The sequence below is a fragment of the Methylobacterium currus genome, from assembly GCF_003058325.1.
Classification (GTDB): domain Bacteria; phylum Pseudomonadota; class Alphaproteobacteria; order Rhizobiales; family Beijerinckiaceae; genus Methylobacterium; species Methylobacterium currus.
Window position 1 is genome coordinate 572595 of the sequence record NZ_CP028844.1, and the last position, 17166, is coordinate 589760.

Consider the following 17166-nt stretch of genomic DNA (forward strand, 5'->3'; position numbering starts at 1 on the left):
TAGCGGTTAATGACAAATAGGCAATTTGAGTTTTTTGGTTTATATCGTAGTAGTAAACTAATTTCGATTCACTGCGCAGTAGCACTGATAAATTGGAATTCACGCTTCCGTCGAGGCTCGATCCCGACTGCCGTAATGGTCGCATCAATCCTGGCATGGATGGTCGCGTGTTGCGAGTTCATCCGGTTAGGTCGAAGGTTTTGAACGGCGGCCTGACGCACTCGCTGCAGGCTGACCGCACTCTCTCAAACGATGCACGCTGACGCTAGCTGTCCGATAGATGCTCCAGTGCTCGAGAGTGCCGGTGCAATTAGCGTAATCTCGATGCCGGTCATCCGCCAAGCCATCCTGGACCATCTCAGCCGGCCATCGCCGCAGCGATGCCCGCATTGTGATGCCGCCCCCGACCAGCCACCTTAAGGGCAATCTGCCAAAGTAGTGATATTGGTCTGAGTTCGAAGAGGTTTGACACTTTAGCCGGGTGGGCGGATCGTTGGGTGCTTCCTGATGGAGGTGCGCCATGTCGCGTGGCCCAAAGGCAGTCGCTCTCGATCTCAGCCAGCAGGCGCAAGGTGAGATACAGCGCCTGCTGCGCCGACACGGGACCGGGCAGGCGCTGGTTTCGCGCCTGCGCATCATCCTGGCCTGTGCCGAACCGGGCGCGACCAACCTGGGGGTGGCGACGGCACTGGGGGTCAGCCGTCAGACGGTGGCGCTCTGGCGGAGCCGCTTCGCCGCGCATCGGCTGCCGGGGCTGGTCGACGCGCCGCGCTCCGGAGCGCCCCGCAGCATCGGTGACGAGGCCGTCGAGCGCTTGGTCGCTCTCACTCTGGAAGAGGCACCGGCCAACGCCACGCACTGGAGCACCCGCGCGATGGCGCGCCGTACGGGCATGAGCCAGACGGGCATGAGCCAGAGTGCGGTGTCACGCATCTGGCGCGCCTTCGGTCTGCGGCCGCACCAAGCCGACACCTTCAAGCTCTCCGCGGATCCCGCGTTCGTGGAGAAGGTGCGCGACGTGGTCGGCCTCTCCCTGGCCCCACCCGATCGCGCGCTGGTGTTGTGCGTCGACGAGAAGCCGCAGATCCAGGCGGTGCAGGGTACGGCTGCAGCCTTTCCCCTCCGGCCGGGCCAGGCCGAGCGCGTGACACACGACTATCGCCCGCATGGCACGCTCGACCTGTTTGCCGCCCTCGACGTGAAAGCCGGAACGGTGATCGGGAGCTGCAAGCCGCGTCATCGCAGCGTCGAGTTCCGCGCCTTCCTGGAGCAGGTCGAGAGCAGCGTCGCACGCGATCTGGAGGTGCATCTCGTGCTCGACAACCTGAAGACGCACAAGACGACCCTGGTGCATGACGGGTTGGTCCAGCATCCGCGGTTCCACCTCCACTTCACGCCGACGAGCGCGTCGTGGCTCAACCTCGTGGAGTGCTGGTTCTCCGTTCTGAGCCGGCGTCGGCTGGAGCGCGGTGCGTTCAGCAGCACAGAGGGCCTGGAGGCAGCGATCCGAGACTACATCGCCGAAACCAACGCTCATCCCAAGCCATTCGTCTGGACCAAGTCAGCCGACGCGATCTTGGCCAGTGTCGGCCGCTTCTGCACACAGATCTCTAACTCAGACCAATAGGCAAAAACGCCTTAGTCCGCCCCATCCATCATGGGTGCTGTGGAAAGGCGCCAGGGACTGAAAACGCCGGATTGCTCGATCGAGACCGTCACCTGTTCGCCGTCCCGTGCTGCATCGCCGCTTCCACGAGAGACAGCTCTCCGCTCGCATCGGCGCCCGGGTTGTACCGCGGCCTCGACGGCGCGGGTCCCCCGGCCTGTCATGGGACAGGAGCAGCGACGAGCGCACGCCGCCCCGCCCTCACGCCGCCTTCACGCCGCCCAGGAAGGCATCCACCTCCCCGCGCAGCCCCGTCGCGGTGCCGGCGAGCGCCTCGGCGGCGGCGAGCACCCGGGCGGCGGCCTCGCCCGCTCCTTCCGCGTCGCGGCGCACGTCGCGGATGCCGGTCGAGACCACCTGTGTTCCCTGTGCGGCCTCGCCGACGTTGCGGGCGATCTCCTGGGTCGCCGCGCCCTGCTGCTCCATGGCGGCGGTGATGCCGGTCGCGATCTCGGACATCTCGCCGATCACCCCGCCGATCGCCTGCAGGGCCGCGACGGCCTCGCGGGTCGCGCCCTGGATGCGGGCGATCTGGTCGCCGATCTCCTCCGTGGCCTTGGCGGTCTGACCGGCGAGCTGCTTGACCTCCTGGGCGACCACCGCGAAGCCGCGCCCGGCCTCGCCGGCCCGCGCCGCCTCGATCGTCGCGTTGAGCGCCAGCAGGTTCGTCTGCCCGGCGATGCCCTGGATCAGGGCTACGACCTCGCCAATGCGCTCAGCGCCGGCGGCAAGCGCCGCGATAACGGCATCGGTCTCCCGGGCGCGGCCGACGGCGTTCGTCGCCATCTCGGCCGAATGCGCGACCTGGCGGGCGATCTCGCGGATCGAGATCGCCATCTCCTCCGTCGCGGCGGCGACCGTCTCGACATTGGCCGAGGTGCGCTCGGCGGCGTCCGCTACCTCCGCCGACCGGACGTTGGTGCGCGCGGCTGCCGCGGACATCGACGCGGCCGTGCCTTGCATGGTGTCGGCGGCCTGCGACAGGCCCCGGGTCGAGGACGCCATCGTCTCCTCGAAGCCTGCGGTCAGCGTTCCGAGCCGGCGTGCCCGCTCGGCCTCGGACCGGGCCGCCTCCGCGGCTTCGGCGTCGCTCTGCGCCTTGGCGACGAGGGCCTCCCGGAACACGCCCACCGCCCGCGCCATGCCGCCGATCTCGTCGCGCCGCTCCCGGGCCGGGACCGCGACCGAGAGGTCGCCGGCCGCGAGCGCACGCATCGCGGCGCCGAGCTGCCCGATCGGCCGCACGATGCCGCGGGCGAGCCATAACGCCGCCGCGATGCCGAGGGAGGCGGCCAGCGCCACGCCGACGAGGAGGAGGATCTCGGCGGCGCGCCGCTCGGACCCGATCCGGGCGAGCTCGCCGTCGCCCGCCGCGTGGGCGGCGACGACGAGGGAGGCCAGGTGCCCGTCGCGCTCGCGCAGGATCGCGGCTTGCGCGCCGTTCGCCGCCACGATCCCCGGCACCTGGCCCTTGATGTCCCGCACCTTCGCGATCAGGTCCTCGATCGATTGCCGCACGGCCGGGTCGGTCTCGACCCGGAGGATCGTCTCGACCGCCTTCATCAGCGCGTCGGCGCTGGCGACGACCGCCGCGCCTTCGTCCCGGGCCGAGAACAGGGCGGTCTCGGCGATCTGGAGCGACTTCGAGGCGTCGATCGCCTGCGCGCTGGCGCCGAGGAGCGCCGCCGCCCGATCGACCCGGTCCTGCTCCGCTTGCAACCGGGCCTGGACCGCGCTCCCGGCATCGCTCTGCACCTGCTCGACCTCCCGCAGGGCCGCCATGATCGCCGCGAAGGACTTCGTGATCGTCTCGGCCCGCCCCGCTTCCTCCGGCGGCAGGTCGATCGCGTCGAAATAATCGTCCAGGGCGTCGATCGCGGCCTTGGCCGGGATCCGCATCGCGTCCTGCCCGCCGAGGCGCTTCAGGATCGCCGACAGGAGCCGGTAGCGCTCGGCGATGGCCGCCCGGTCGCCGCCGGGGGCCTGCTCGCTGTTGCGCATCTCCAGCGCGCCGCGGACCGCGGAGCCCGCGAGCGAGCCCGCGGTGGCGGCTTCCTTGAGCGCCTCGACGCTCTCCTGGAGTGCCCGGCTCGCCGCCGCCAGGCGGGCCTGCTGCGCCTCGCCGATCCGGCTGGCCGCCGCCTGCAACTCCCCGATCAGGGCGAGATGCGCGGCCTGGACCCGCGCCTTGCGGTCGTGCTCGGCGGCGTAAGCGGTGCGGGTGAGCGCGAAGGCATCCGTGCCGCGGGCCATCGCCTCCGCGCCCGGAACGGCGGGGAAGCCGGCGCGGACCTGCGCCAGGCCGTCCGTCACCGCCCGCTCCCCCTGGCCGGTGGCATCGTGCAGCGACCGCTCGGCGGCCAGGGCGAGGTCGCCCACCCGGCCCGCGAGCGTCTGCGCCGCGTTCGCGGTGTCCACGCGCTGGGCGAAGCCGGAGAGGCTGACCCAGCCCGAGGCGGCGACGCCGGCGGTCAGCGCCAGCATCACCGAGAAGCCGCAGAGGAGGCGCGCCTTGATCGTCATCGGACCGTGGACCCAGGTCTTCCTGTCACCGGGCTCAAAGATATGACAGCCGGCTTAAGTCCGACTTAAGACTTCGCCGAAGGATTGATTTTGCACCGCACAAAAATCCTAAGTCGCGGCTCGTCGAGCCGAGTGGACGGGCAGTGACGCGGCCGGCATCGGCCCCCGGCGCAGGATGCCTGCCGGACGAGCGAAGTCTCGCCCGGCAGACGACGGATCATCCCACCCCGGCGGCGGGCGACCGGGGGGACCGGACGACCGCGCCGGACTGGTCAGGAACGGCGCAGGGACCGCGGTCAGTGGCCGTGCTGGCAGCCCGGGCCGTGGACGTGCCCGCGATCATCGCCATGATGCTTGCGGTCGTGGCTGTGGCCGTGGTCGTGATGGGCGTGGTCGTGATGCCCGTGAGCATGGTCATGAGCATGGTGGTCGTGGCCATGGTGGTCATGATCGTGGTGACCATGGGCCTGGGCCTCGTGCCCATGATCGTGATGATGGTGATCGTGGCCGCAGGTGCTGTGGTCGTGCGCCGCCGCCTCCTTCTCGGGACGGAACGGGCGCCGGAGCGCCGTGGCCTTGCAGCCCTGGCCGCGGATCAGCTCAGCCACCACCGGATCGTCGAGGACGTAGAGCGCCTCGGGCGTCACCTCGGCCTGGACGTGGTTGCTGCCGAGCTGCCAGGCGAGGCGGGTCAGGCGGACCGGGTTCTCGGCCGTGACCGCGAGCAGCGCCTGCGGGGCGGCCAGGATGCGCACCAGGCGGCCATCCTCCAGGCGCACCGCGTCGCCGTCCTCGAGGGTCGTCGCCCGGTCGAGGTCGAGCCGGATGGCGAGGCCGCCCTCGGCGGTCAGCTCGGCGCGGCGGCGGGAGCGGGCGGCGTGGTCGAGGGCGACCTCGTCGGCGACGGCGTCGGGGCGCACGGCGGCTTTGCGGACGATGGTGGTGGCGCGCTGCATCGGGTCCTCGCGGTCATGCCGGGAATTTCGCCCCCCCCTGTAGAGCATTTGCCGGTCCGGTGGCAGGGCCCCCTGTGGCTTTGGCGCCGCACCTCCGCGTTTCGTGTCCCGCCCGGCCTGGCGCCCGGGAACCATCCGACGGCCAAGCTCATTTGGCGTTCAGCCGCGATACGGCTAAGCTCGGAGGCAGGGTGCGGGGTCGACGACCCGGTTCCGGACCGCGACATGCACGAGGGGAGAATTCCATGAAGAAGCTCATCGCCGCCACGCTCGCTGGCGCCATGGCGCTGTCGCTCGGCGCCTGCAACACCCCGGGCGACCGCGCCGCGGGCGGCGCCGCCCTCGGCGGCCTGACGGGCGCCGCGGTCGGCGCGGCGGCCACGGGCCGGGCCAGCGGCGCCCTCGCGGGCGGCCTGATCGGCGCGGCCGGCGGCGCCGTGGTCGGCGCGGCCACCGCGCCGCAGTGCCCCTACGGCACCTATCGCGATCCCTACGGCAACGTCTACTGCCGCTGATCGGCCTCGCCTGAGCGCACCCGGCGGATTCGCCGGGTGCGCTACCACATTCCGCGGGCGGCTCGGGGACGCTACAAGGGCGCCATGACGCCTGCGACGACGCCCTTGCCTCCCCGGGACCGCCTGGCTTGCCGGAATTTGGCTTGCCGGACCCTGGCTTGCCGGAACCCGAGACGCCTCCCCCGATTGGCCGTGCTCTGTCCCGAGATCCGGAGGCGCGCGTGACCCAGGGCGTGTGGGGCAAGCTCGGCGGTGCGGGCATCGGGCTGGCCGCCGGCGGTCCGCTCGGCGCGCTGATCGGCGCGGTGGCGGGCCATTTCCTCCTCGACCGCGAGGGCTCGCTGTTCGGGCCTACCCCCCGGGAGGTGGTGTTCACCACCGGGCTCGTCGCGCTCGCCGCCAAGATGGCGAAGTCGGACGGGGTGGTGACGCCCACCGAGGTCGCGGCCTTCGCCGATATCGTGCAGGTGCCCGACGACGAGCGCGCCGGAATCGAACGGCTGTTCGACCTCGCGAAGCGCACCACCAGCGGCTTCGAGGGCTATGCCCGCCAGGTCGCCGACACCTTCCACGATGAGCCGGCCCTGCTCGAGGACGTCCTCGACGGCCTGTTCCACATCGCCAAGGCGGACGGCGCGATCCACGAGAGCGAGGCGCGATACCTCGCCGAGGTGGCGGCGATCTTCGGCTTCGACGAGGCGCGCCTCGCCGCCATCACCGCCCGGCACCTGCGCCTCGCCGACGATCCCTACGAGGTGCTGGGCGTCGCCCGCTCCCTCACCGATGCCGAGCTGAAGGCGCGCTACCGAGCCCTCGTCTCCGAGAACCATCCCGACCGGGCGATCGCCCGCGGCCTGCCGCCGGCCGCGGTCGCCATCGCGACACGGCGGCTCGCCGCCATCAACGCCGCCTATGACCGCATCGCCGCCGAGCGGCGCCTGAGCTGAAGAGCCTCGCCCCTGCATGAGCCTCACCCCCGACAGCCCGGTCGCCACCCAGGTGGTGCCCTCCCCCAATCACGACGAGCGGACCCTGCCGGTCGACGCGCTGATCCTGCACTATACCGGCATGGCGAGCGCCCCCGAGGCGCTGCTGCGGCTCTGCAACCCGCTCGCCAAGGTCTCCGCGCACTACCTCGTCTTCGAGGAGGGCCGGGTGGTGCAGATGGTGCCGGAGGCGCGCCGGGCCTGGCACGCCGGCGTTTCGGCCTGGGAGGGAGTGCGGGACATGAACTCGCGCTCGATCGGGATCGAGATCGCGCATCCGGGACACGCCGAGGATGGCAGCCTCGCGCCCTATCCGGAGGCGCAGATGGCGGCCGTGACGGCGCTCTGCCGCGACATCCTGGGGCGCTGGCCGATCCGGGCCGACCGGGTGCTGGCTCACTCCGACATCGCGCCGGAGCGCAAGATCGATCCGGGCGAGAGCTTTCCGTGGGACACCCTGCATCGGGACGGCATCGGCCGCTGGGTGCCGCCGGTCCCGATCCGCGACGGGCGCTTCTTTTCCGAGGGCGATGCCGGCCAGCCGATCGAGGCGCTGCAATCGATGTTCGCGCTCTACGGCTACGACGTGCCGGTGAGCGGCACGTTCGACGCACGGACGAAGGCCGTGGTCACCGCGTTCCAGCGCCATTTCCGCCCGGCCCGGATCGACGGGGTGGCCGATGCCTCGACCATCACCACGTTGCGCGACCTGCTGGCGGGCAAGCCCGCGTGAGGCGAATCAGCTGAAGCCCTCCGTCATCCCAGGTTCCGCTGCGCGGGCCCGGAATGACGAGGAGATATGCATTGGGTCGACCGAGGCAGGCAGCCCGCGAGGTATGCCGGGCGGTGCGCGATCCGCGCCGCTCTCGCCCGGCCTCGCGTCAGGCGGCGCCCAGCGCGTCGCGCGGGACCGGCGGCAGCGGACGCTTGGGGAACGGGATGACCTGGCAGCGGCTCTCCGAGTCCGCAGCCTCGCGCCGGCGGGCGGCCGAACGCTCGACCGCGGAGGCGATCGCCAGCTTCGCGCGCGGGGAATAGCCGCGCCGGCGCAGCCAAGCCGGGATCGGGGAGAAGCTTTTGTTCGACATGGTCCGTGTGCCGATGCAGGTGGGCGACGGCGTTAGTTCAAACATGGATGCCGGACCCGGGAAACGCCGCAGCGTCCCAATCTCTTGTCCCAGAATCCCAACGCGTGGCCGGCTACCTTGAACTCCGCGGCTGCGGCCCGACCTCGATCGGCCGCGCCGCGGCGACGGCGCCAGGAGAGGACGGCGCCAGAAGAGGACGGCGACAAGCGGCGCCGAGCGGCCGCTGCCAGGGGCGCGGCTGCCCCGGTGCGGACCACCTCCACCCTTCGCCGTATCCCCTCTCGCCCTTACGGCCGGTGGCCGGTGGCCGGAAGGTGCGGCTCTCCGGCGCTGGCCTGCCTGCTAATCAGGAGCCGGACGCGGCGCGGCCTCTCGCGCCCCAGCCGGGAATTCCGCCATGGCCTCCTCTCCCTCTCCCGCCGTCTCCGTCGTGGTCCCACTGTTCCAGAAGGCGGACGTGATCGGGCAGACCGTCGAGGCGGTTCTCCGGCAGACCTTCCCGAACTTCGAGCTGATCGTCGTGGATGACGGCTCGACCGATGGCGGCGGCGACATCGTCGCGGCGTTCACGGATCCCCGGATCCGCCTGATCCGCCAGGCCAATGCCGGCTCCTCGGCGGCGCGCAACCGGGGCGTCGCCGCGGCGCGGAGCGGCTGGATCGCCTTCCTCGACGCCGACGACATCTGGGCCGGCCGGCATCTCGAGAACCTGATGGCGGCCGGCTCCCGGGGGATGCGGTCGCGGTCTTCGCCAACCACCTGCTGGCCAGCCGCTCAGCGCCGGTGATGAAGACCGACGTGCCGGACCAGCGCGTCGACGACGTCTTCGCCTTCGTGCTCGCGACCTACCCCTATGCCGTGCATCCGAGCAGCCTCATGGTGGAAAGGGCCGCGCTCATCCGGGCCGGCCTCTTCCCGGTCGGCGCCGTGATGGGCGAGGACACCGACACCTGGTGCCGCCTCGCCTTCGAGGGACCGTTCCGCTACGTCGCCGAGCCGACGGCCGTCTACCGCGACGGCCATCCGACCAGCGTGCTCGCCGGTCAGCTGCGCCGGCGCCCGCTGCCGCCGCCCTTCGACCGGACCCTCACGGCCCTCCTGCGCCACGGCGCGGTGCCGCCCCACCTCATGCGCTCCGCCGGCCGCTACCGCAACTTCCTGATGCTCGAATACGCCCGCCAGCTGCTCGACAGCGGCGACGCGGAGGCGGCGCGCGATACCTTACGGCGGCATTGCCGCCTCGCCGACGATCCCGTGCGCTATGTCCGGCGCTTCCTGCGGACCTGGTCGTTCGGGCACCGGCTCTATGCGCTGTCGCGGCAATGGGTGCCGTCGCGGTGAAGCGATCCTGCGGGACGCGGGTCAGCCCTCCGGCCGCGCCAGCACCCCGCCGGTGATCGCCTGGCTCACGCCCGTCGTCGACGGGAAGGTGATCGGCAGACCCTCCAGCGACCGCACCGCCAGATACGCGAAGGCCTGGGCCTCCAGGAAGGCGGAGGACCAGCCGATGGCGTCCGCCGTCGTGATCTCGGCGCGCAGATAGTAGTTGAGCTGGCGCAGCAACTCGCCGTTGCGGGCCCCGCCGCCGGCGACGATCCAGCGGGTCGGCGGGTCGGAGGCGTGGTCGAGGGCGCGGGCGACGGCCCGGGCCGTGAAGGCGGTGAGCGTCGCGGCCCCGTCCTCGGTCGAGAGCTGGCCGGCGAGCTTGTGCGAGAACCAGTTCCGGTCGAGGGACTTGGGCGGCTTGCGCGAGAAGAACGGGTGGATCAGGAGCCAGGCGAGCAGCGGCTCGTCGGGCCGGCCGCGGGCGGCGGTGCGGCCGTTGTCGTCCAGCGCATGGCCGGTGCGCTCGCGCATCCAGTCGTCGATCAGCGCGTTGCCCGGGCCGGTATCGAAGGCGAGGATCGTTCCGTCCCGGGCGATCAGCGTCGCGTTGGCCACCCCCCCGATATTGAGGATGCCGAGGCTGTCGGTGAAGCCCGAGGCTTGCGCCAGCGCGCGGTGGAAGACCGGCACCAGCGGCGCCCCCTGCCCGCCGGCCTCGATATCGGCGTTGCGCAGGTCCGACACCACCTTGATGCCGAGGCGACGGCTCAAGGCGGCGCCATCGCCGATCTGCACGCTCATCTTCTGGTCGGGCCGGTGCACCACGGTCTGGCCGTGGAAGCCGATCACGTCGATGTCGGCGGCGCTCAAGCCGTTCTCGGCCAGAAAATTCTCGACCGCCTCGGCATGGAGGCGGGTCACCAGGTCTTCCGCCTCCGGCAGGCAGCCCGGGCGCTCGCTGCGCTCGGTCACCGCCTCGGCGTCGATCAGCGCCTGGCGCAGGAGCGCCCGGTCGTCGTCCGAATAGGCGCGGTAGCCGGTCGGCCCGAGCGGCTCGAGATAGCCGTTATGGCTGCGCTCGACCCGAACCGTCTCGCCGTCGGTCTCGATCAGCGCGACGTCGACGCCGTCGAGGGAGGTGCCGCTCATCAGCCCGATCGCGCGCCGCATCGCCATTCCGAATCGCCCCCGTGCCTTTCGGGGCCGGCTTTGCTATGAGCCGACCCGTTCCGAATCCGACGGAGCTAGCATGGCGGCGCCGCGCTGTCGCGCTGCCGCCCACCCGCGAGACTGATCGAGAGTTCCATGGCCGCGCCCACCGACTTCGCGCCGCGTTCCGACTTCCTCCGCGTCCTTCTGGAGCGCGGCTACGTCCACCAATGCTCCGACTTCGCGGGCGTGGACGAGGCCGCCCGCGAGGGCCGGCTGACGGCTTATGTCGGCTACGATTGCACGGCGCCGTCGCTGCATATCGGACACCTGCTCTCGATCATGATGCTGCACTGGCTCCAGGCGACCGGCGGCAAGCCGGTGGCGCTGATGGGCGGCGGCACGACGCGCGTCGGCGACCCGTCGGGACGCGACGAGAGCCGCAAGATCCTGACGCTCGACCAGATCGAGGCCAACAAGCTTGAGATCGGCAAGACCTTCTCGCGCTTCCTCGATTTCGGGGCCGGCACCCATGCCGCCCTGATGGCCGACAACGCCGAGTGGCTGACCACGCTCAACTACATCGAGATGCTGCGCGAGATCGGCCGGCACTTCTCGGTCAACCGGATGCTGTCGATGGACAGCGTGCGGCTGCGGCTGGAGCGCGACCAGGAGCTGTCGTTCCTGGAATTCAACTACATGATCCTGCAGGCCTACGACTTCGTCGAGCTGAACCGCCGCTACGGGGTGACGCTGCAGATGGGCGGCTCGGACCAGTGGGGCAACATCGTCACCGGCATCGATCTCGGCCGGCGCCTCGGCACGCCGCAGCTCCACGCCTTGACCTGCCCGCTGATGACGACGGCCTCGGGCGCCAAGATGGGCAAGACGGCCTCGGGCGCGGTCTGGCTCAACCCGGACATGCTGAGCCCGTACGATTACTGGCAGTTCTGGCGCAACACCGAGGACGCCGATGTCGGCCGCTTCCTGCGCCTGTTCACCCTGATGCCGCTCGACGAGGTGGCGAAGCTCGAGGCGCTCGGCGGCCAGGAGATCAACGAGGCCAAGAAGGTGCTCGCCACCGAGGCCACCGCCCTGCTGCACGGCCGCGAGGCGGCGGAGGCCGCCGCCGAGACGGCGCGGCGCACTTTCGAGGAGGGGGCGCTGGCCCAGAGCCTGCCGAGCGTCGCGGTGCCCCGCGCGGCGATCGAGGCGGGCCTCGGCGTGCTCTCGGCCTTCGGACCGGACCACGCGGCCCTCGTCCCCTCGACCAGCGAGGCGCGGCGCCAGGTGAAGAGCGGCGGCCTCAAGGTCAACGACGCACCCGTCACCGACGAGCGCGCGGTGATCGGCGTCGGGGACGTCACCCCGGAGGGCGTGGTGAAGCTGTCCTTCGGCCGCAAGAAGCACGTGCTGCTGCGGGTGGTGTAGGCGGTCCGGGCCGGATCGGCCCGGACACCGCGGCGTCATCCTGTCCTCGACAGGTCCCGGGCGAGCCCGGGACCTGCGGGCGGGATCGGCGATCCCACCACCTCGCCGCCTCACGCGGCCGGCGGGTAATCCGCGTAGCCCTGCGCCCCGCCGGTGTACCAGGTCTCGGCGTCGTCGGCGGCGAGCGGGAGGTTTTGCGCGATCCGGCGCGGCAGGTCGGGATTGGCGATGAAGGGGCGGCCGAACGAGATCGCGTCGGCCTCGCCGGCATCGAGGGCGGCCTGGCCCCGCGCGCCGTCATAGTCGGAATTGAGCACGAAGGCGCCCCGGAAGGCCGCCCGCATCCGCGGCGCCACCGGCGGGCGCTCGGCCTTGCCGTTGGTGCCTTCGAAGCCTGGCTCGCGCACCTCCAGGAAGGCGACGCCGATCTCCGACAGGGCCACCGACGCCGCCTCGAACAGCGGCTCGGGGTTGCTGTCGTTCACCCCCTGGCGCTCCTCGTTGGGCGACAGGCGCACGCCGGTGCGGTCCGGCCCGACGATGTCGGCCACCGCCGCCGCGACCTCGCGCAGGAACCGGATCCGGTTCTCGATCGAACCGCCGTAGCGGTCGGTGCGGAAATTCGCGTTGTCACGCAGGAACTGGTCGATGAGGTAGCCGTTCGCGGCGTGGATCTGCACCCCGTCGAAACCGGCCTCGAGGGCGTTGCGGGCCGCCTTGCGGTAATCCTCCAGGACGGCCTGGATGTCGTCCTCGGTCATGGCCCGCGCCTCGACATGGGGCGCCTTGCCCTCGTAGGTGCGCGCCAGGCCCGGCATGGTGGTCGCCGAGGAGGAGACCGGCTGGCCGCGCCCGGGCAGGCTCGGATGGACCACCCGCCCCATATGCCAGAGCTGCGACACGATTTTGCCGCCCGCCGCGTGCACGGCGGCGGTGACGGGCCGCCAGGCCTCGACCTGCTCGGAACTCCAGATCCCGGGCGCATAGGGCCAGCCGAGCCCCTGAGGGCTGATCCCGGTCGCCTCGGAGATGATGAGGCCGGCGGATGCGCGCTGGGCGTAGTAATCGACCATCACGGTGGTCGGCACGTGGTCGCGCGTCGCCCGCGCCCGGGTGAGCGGCGCCATGAGCACCCGGTTGCGCGCGTCGAGCGCGCCGAGGCGAATCGGGTCGAGGAGGCTGGGCATCGCGGGCTCTGCTGGGCGGATCGGGGAAGGTCGGCAAGACCGGTCGGGGGGTTCAGCGGGTCGTCTGCTGCTGCGGCCGCCGCGAGGCGGCGAGCGACGCGGCCTTGCCGGCGGCGGCGTAGAGGTTCAAGCGCGAATAGACCCCGAAGGCCGAGCCGTCGTCGAGGAAGCCGCCGCCGGGCCCCTGTGTCTCGGTCAGGATGGCGTTCGCCTCGGCGAGGCTCAGGGACGGGAAGGCCGCAGTGAGCAGGTGGCCGGCCTCCGGCGCGAGCTTGCCCACATCCTCGACCGTGTTGGCGGTCTCGGCGTGGACCACCGGCAGGCCGTAGGTCTGCGTCGTGTTGTAGAAGGCCTCGTTGGCCGCCGCATCCCGGAACCGGCCGGTATCGGTGGCCGCGCAGGCCGCGACCGCGTCGCCGCAGGCATCCTTCAGCACGAGGGCGAGGTCGTTGCGCGCCGCCTCCAGGGCCGCGCGGTAATCGGTGATCGCGACCGCGTCGTTGGTCTGGCGGCTCATCTCGTTGATGATGGCCGGATTCTTGCGGATCTGGCCGACATAGGCCGGATCGTTGGCCAGCAGATGCGCGACCGCGTGGAGCGCCACCGCGCGCCCGCCGAGCACGTCCATGGCGTAATGCGCGCCGACGACGATGCGGTTGTTGCCGTACTCGGCCGCCCGCACGATCATCTGCTGGTAGCGCTCCGGCACCAGCAGCGCGAGGACGAGGGATTCGGTGTAGCCGTAGGTGGTGTGACCGCTCGGATAGGACGGGCTGTCGGTCAGGTTCTGGCTCGGCCCGTGCAGCCAGTCCAGGCTGTGCGAGGTGCGGCCGAAATAATCGTCGCCCCGATAGGCATAGAGGCGCGGCAGGGTCTGGAACGGGCGGGAATCGCCGAAGGCGTCGGCCCCCTTGCTGCCCGCTTGCCGGTCATAGGCTTTGCCGAACACGTCCGGAACGCCGCCCCGCGCCCCGAAGAGGCCGGCAGCCGCCTCCGAGACGGGAGTCTTTCCGTCGGTCGTGCCGTTGGCGAAGAAGTACTTTCCGGAATTCGAATCCGACTTCGTGATGTTGTTGGTGTAGCCGAGCAGGTCGGCCACCGTCTGCGTCACGTTGCTGAACGTCTTGTAATCGGCGTAGCGCGCCTTCTCCTGGTAGATCGCGCCGAGCCGGCTGCTGAGACCGTCGGCGAGTTCGGTGGCGTTGCCGTCGGTGATGAAGCAGTCGCGGAGCGCCAGCTGCCGCTGCTGGTCCAGCGGCAGCAGATGCGGCTGCGGGTGGGTGCCGAACTGGATGTCGCCGGTCACCTGCAGGTTGGCGGCGAGCGCCGCCCGCCCCTCGGAGGTCTTCGGCAGGACGCTGACCGGGGCGAGACCCTGGAGGGCGACGAGGTTCGTCGCCGTCTGCGCCGCCGCCGCGACGGGCAGCAGCAGGCAGAGAATTGCCGCTCCGTGGATCGTGGCCCTGCGCATGATGTCGCCCCCGATGGTCCTTGAGGCGGCAGAAGACGATGCCGGCCGCCTCCTGTCCAGCCCAGGTCTCACTCTCGGGGTCTCACTCTCGAAGTCGTACCCTGAAGGCCGCACGGTCCGGGTCGGGCCCTCGCGGCGTCGAACCGGCCCGGACCGGATTCGGGTGACGACGCGACGAAAATTCCTCCCCGTTCGCCCGGCGGGCGGGGTTCATCGATCGCGATCCTGTCGTTCTATAAAAAGAACAATCTCGTTGACTTGAAGAACGCTGACGGACACCCTCGGAGACCCTGCATACCCGCTCACAGGATCGTCATGCCGCAGCACCCGGATCCGGCCGTCTCCGTGCCCGCCATGCCTCACCCGTCGGAGCCGAGCCCCGGGCTCGTCGCCGTCGCGCTCTGCGTCACGCTGGTCCTCGCCGCCTTCGCGATCCTGCTGCGCGCCGGCTGAAGGGGTGTTCGGATGAACCCGGTCATCGCGGTCGTCGGCGCCGGCTTCAGCGGCAGCATGGCGGCACTCCACCTCCTCGCCGCCCTGCCCCGGTCGTGGTCGGTGCTGCTGTGCGAGAAGGGCGGCCGCTTCGGACGGGGGCTCGCCTACGGCACGCAGGCGTCGGATCACCTGCTCAACCTGCGCGCCGCCAACATGAGCGCCTATCCGGACCGGCCGCAGCATTTCGCCGATTGGCTGGGCCGCCTGCCCGAGGCGGAGGCGTCGGACGTCGTCGCGACGCCGGCCGGCACCTTCGCGCCGCGCGCCCTCTACGGCCGCTACCTGGCCGAGCTGCTCACGCAAGCGGTCGTCAGCGAGGGCGCGCCACGGCTCCACCTCGTCCACGACGCCGTCGCCGACCTCGTCCCGGTGGCCGGCGGATACCGGCTGCGCACCGAGGGCGGGACGTCCTACGCGGTGGCGGGCGCTGTGCTCGCGATGGGCAACCTCACCGGCCCGGGAGCGCCGCCGAGCCGCCACCGGCTCGATCCGTGGCGGCCGGACGCGTTCGGCCGGCTGCACCCGGACCGGCCGGTCCTCGTCGTCGGCACCGGCCTCACCATGGTCGACGCGGTGGCGTCCTTGCGCGGGCGGGGCTTTTCGGGCCGCATCGTCGCCCTGTCGCGCCGCGGCCTGGTGCCGAAGGTCCATGCGCCGACCCGGGCCTGGCCGGTGCCCGATCTCGCCGCCGCCGACCTGGCCTCCCTGACGCGCCTGACCCGGCGGATCCGGGCCGAGATCATGGCCGCGAGGCAGGCCGGGCGGGACTGGCGCGACGTCATCGACGCGTTGCGGCCGATCACCACCTATCTCTGGCGCAGCCTGCCGCCCCGGGAGCAGGCCCGGTTCCTGCGCCACCTGCGGCCGTTCTGGGACGTGCATCGCCACCGGGCCGCCCCACCCGCCGCCGCGGCGATCGCCGCCGAGATCGCAGCGGGAGGCCTGGAGGTGCGGGCCGGGCGCATCCTCGCCATCACGGACGGCCCCAGCGAGGCGGTGGTGACGATCCGGCCGCGGGGCGGCGGCCCGGACGCGGCGCTCACCGTCCAGGGGATCATCGACGCCACCGGAATTGGGCGCGTCGACGAGACCGGAGACCCGCTGCTGCGCCGCCTCGTCGCGAACGGCCTCGCCCGGCCGGGCCCGTTCGGGCTCGGTCTCGCGGCAGGGGACGATTACCGCCTGCGCGGCCCGCAGGCCGGCCGGCTCTGGACCCTCGGGCCGCTCCTGCGCGGCAGCTTGTGGGAATGCGTCGCGGTGCCGGACATCCGCAACCAGGCCGCCGAGGTCGCCGCCCTTGTCGCCGCCCTTGTCGCCGCCCCCTTGGCCGGGGAGGTCGAGCGGCCGGCGCCGTCGCTCCGGCAGGCGGGCTGAGCCGGTCGCCCGGCCTCACTCCCGCTCGAGGCCCGGCACCGTCGCCATCGCGCCGGCGAGCGCGTCGACCAGCATCCGCACCCGCCGGATGCGCGTTCGGCCGGGTACGACCAGCAGCGACAGGGGAACCGGCTCGAGGGCGAAATCCGGCAGGATCGGCTCCACCGTCCCGTCCTGCAGCAGGTCGTCGACGAGCCAGACATGCGTCGCCGCGAACCCGCGGCCCCGGGCCAGGGCTTCGCGCGCGGCGAGGCCGTGATCGACCAGCAACCCGCCGCCGACCGGCACCGCGACCGTCGTCCCGTCCGGCCCGCGCAAGGCGAGCCCGTCGCTCCCGGCGACGTTGCTCATGCGGATCGCCGCGTGCCGGGTGAGATCGTCGGGCCGCTCGGGCCGGCCCCGCGCCGCCAGATAGTCGCGCGACGCCACCAGCAGGCGGCGCGACCGGCCGAGCGCCCGGACCTGCATCGTGCTGTCGGCGAGCGGACCGAGCCGGATCGCGACGTCGACCGCCTCCTGCACCAGATCGATGCGCGCGTCGGACAGGCTGAGGTCGACGACGAGCCCCGGGTGACGGTCCTGGATCGCGAAGAGGAGCCCGCAGACGTAGCGGACGCCCAGAGCCGCCGTGCACGAGATGCGCACCCGGCCGGTCAGGCCGCGCCCGGCCTCCCGCACCCCGTCCGTCGCCTCGTCGACCAGCCGCAGGATCGTGCGCGCCTCGGCATGGTAGCGCCGTCCTTCGTCGGTGAGGGTGAGGCGCCGGGTCGTCCGGTTGAGCAGGGTGACGCCGAGCGCCCGCTCCAGATCCGCCACGTGCCGGGTCACGGTCGACTGTCCGACGCCGTGCTCGCGCGCCACGGCCGACAGGCTACCGCGCTCGACCACGCGCACGAAGCTGCGCATCCGCTCCAGCGTGACGCCCGATTGATCCATAGAGCGGTGAAGTCCTATCCGATCCTGCCGCCTACCGGATGGATCGATCGCCGGGCAGGTTCA

The 17166-nt window shown here is 71.6% G+C and carries 16 protein-coding genes; 9 read left to right on the forward strand and 7 right to left on the reverse strand.

Annotation, left to right across the window (positions count from 1 at the left end; translation table 11 throughout):
• The first annotated feature begins 520 nt into the window (after positions 1-520).
• Positions 521-1627 carry an IS630 family transposase gene (locus DA075_RS32750; RefSeq protein WP_099957282.1) on the forward strand — a complete coding sequence of 369 codons (1107 nt, stop codon included), beginning with the start codon at positions 521-523 and terminating at the stop codon, positions 1625-1627.
• Between the two features lie 240 nt (positions 1628-1867).
• Here DA075_RS32750 and DA075_RS32755 read toward each other — a convergent pair whose 3' ends face one another.
• Together DA075_RS32755 and DA075_RS32760 are read right to left on the reverse strand one after the other, a co-directional pair.
• On the reverse strand, positions 1868-4189 hold the full coding sequence (locus DA075_RS32755) for a methyl-accepting chemotaxis protein (RefSeq protein ID WP_099957283.1): 2322 nt from the start codon (positions 4187-4189) through the stop codon (positions 1868-1870).
• Between the two features lie 296 nt (positions 4190-4485).
• Complete coding sequence (locus tag DA075_RS32760) at positions 4486-5145, reverse strand: urease accessory protein UreE (protein WP_099957284.1); 660 nt, start codon at positions 5143-5145, stop codon at positions 4486-4488.
• Between the two features lie 245 nt (positions 5146-5390).
• On the opposite strand from DA075_RS32760, the gene DA075_RS32765 reads away from it, so the two are divergent.
• The 3 genes from DA075_RS32765 to DA075_RS32775 all read left to right on the forward strand — a co-directional run bounded on the left by DA075_RS32765 (position 5391) and on the right by DA075_RS32775 (position 7379).
• Positions 5391-5660 (forward strand): glycine zipper domain-containing protein, encoded by a 270-nt coding sequence (locus tag DA075_RS32765; RefSeq protein WP_099957285.1) that lies wholly within the window; start codon positions 5391-5393, stop codon positions 5658-5660.
• A 221-nt stretch (positions 5661-5881) separates the two neighbouring features.
• The gene (locus DA075_RS32770; protein WP_099957286.1) at positions 5882-6607 is read left to right on the forward strand and encodes a TerB family tellurite resistance protein; all 726 of its coding nucleotides are present in this window, start codon (positions 5882-5884) and stop codon (positions 6605-6607) included.
• Between the two features lie 16 nt (positions 6608-6623).
• Positions 6624-7379 (forward strand): N-acetylmuramoyl-L-alanine amidase, encoded by a 756-nt coding sequence (locus tag DA075_RS32775; protein WP_099957287.1) that lies wholly within the window; start codon positions 6624-6626, stop codon positions 7377-7379.
• A 148-nt stretch (positions 7380-7527) separates the two neighbouring features.
• Here the strand turns inward: DA075_RS32775 and DA075_RS32780 are convergent, their stop codons facing one another.
• Complete coding sequence (locus DA075_RS32780) at positions 7528-7734, reverse strand: hypothetical protein (RefSeq protein WP_099957288.1); 207 nt, start codon at positions 7732-7734, stop codon at positions 7528-7530.
• Positions 7735-8131: 397 nt separating this feature from the next.
• Between DA075_RS32780 and DA075_RS32785 the strand changes: the two genes are divergently transcribed.
• Together DA075_RS32785 and DA075_RS32790 are read left to right on the forward strand one after the other, a co-directional pair.
• Positions 8132-8521, forward strand: a complete 390-nt coding sequence (locus DA075_RS32785) for a glycosyltransferase family 2 protein (protein WP_099957289.1) — start codon at positions 8132-8134, stop codon at positions 8519-8521.
• Complete coding sequence (locus tag DA075_RS32790) at positions 8521-9075, forward strand: hypothetical protein (RefSeq protein ID WP_099957290.1); 555 nt, start codon at positions 8521-8523, stop codon at positions 9073-9075. Before DA075_RS32785 ends, DA075_RS32790 begins: the two co-directional genes overlap by 1 nt.
• 21 nt (positions 9076-9096) lie before the next feature.
• Here DA075_RS32790 and DA075_RS32795 read toward each other — a convergent pair whose 3' ends face one another.
• Entirely contained in the window at positions 9097-10236 is a 1140-nt protein-coding gene (locus DA075_RS32795) for an anhydro-N-acetylmuramic acid kinase (RefSeq protein WP_174800196.1), read from the reverse strand.
• A gap of 129 nt (positions 10237-10365) precedes the next feature.
• On the opposite strand from DA075_RS32795, the gene tyrS reads away from it, so the two are divergent.
• A complete protein-coding gene (gene tyrS, locus DA075_RS32800) occupies positions 10366-11640 on the forward strand; it encodes a tyrosine--tRNA ligase (RefSeq protein WP_099957291.1) in 1275 nt (424 codons plus the stop codon).
• 110 nt (positions 11641-11750) lie between these two features.
• Here the strand turns inward: tyrS and DA075_RS32805 are convergent, their stop codons facing one another.
• The gene (locus DA075_RS32805; RefSeq protein ID WP_099957292.1) at positions 11751-12827 is read right to left on the reverse strand and encodes an alkene reductase; all 1077 of its coding nucleotides are present in this window, start codon (positions 12825-12827) and stop codon (positions 11751-11753) included.
• A 52-nt stretch (positions 12828-12879) separates the two neighbouring features.
• Positions 12880-14298, reverse strand: a complete 1419-nt coding sequence (locus DA075_RS32810) for a phosphatase PAP2 family protein (protein WP_099957293.1) — start codon at positions 14296-14298, stop codon at positions 12880-12882.
• A gap of 315 nt (positions 14299-14613) precedes the next feature.
• Here DA075_RS32810 and DA075_RS36895 point away from each other — a divergent pair, with 315 nt between their 5' ends.
• Positions 14614-14751 carry a hypothetical protein gene (locus tag DA075_RS36895; protein WP_164712582.1) on the forward strand — a complete coding sequence of 46 codons (138 nt, stop codon included), beginning with the start codon at positions 14614-14616 and terminating at the stop codon, positions 14749-14751.
• Between the two features lie 12 nt (positions 14752-14763).
• A complete protein-coding gene (locus DA075_RS32815; protein WP_099957294.1) occupies positions 14764-16167 on the forward strand; it encodes an FAD/NAD(P)-binding protein in 1404 nt (467 codons plus the stop codon).
• Positions 16168-16182: 15 nt separating this feature from the next.
• Here DA075_RS32815 and DA075_RS32820 read toward each other — a convergent pair whose 3' ends face one another.
• Entirely contained in the window at positions 16183-17103 is a 921-nt protein-coding gene (locus DA075_RS32820; RefSeq protein WP_099957295.1) for a LysR family transcriptional regulator, read from the reverse strand.
• Positions 17104-17166 lie beyond the last annotated feature (63 nt).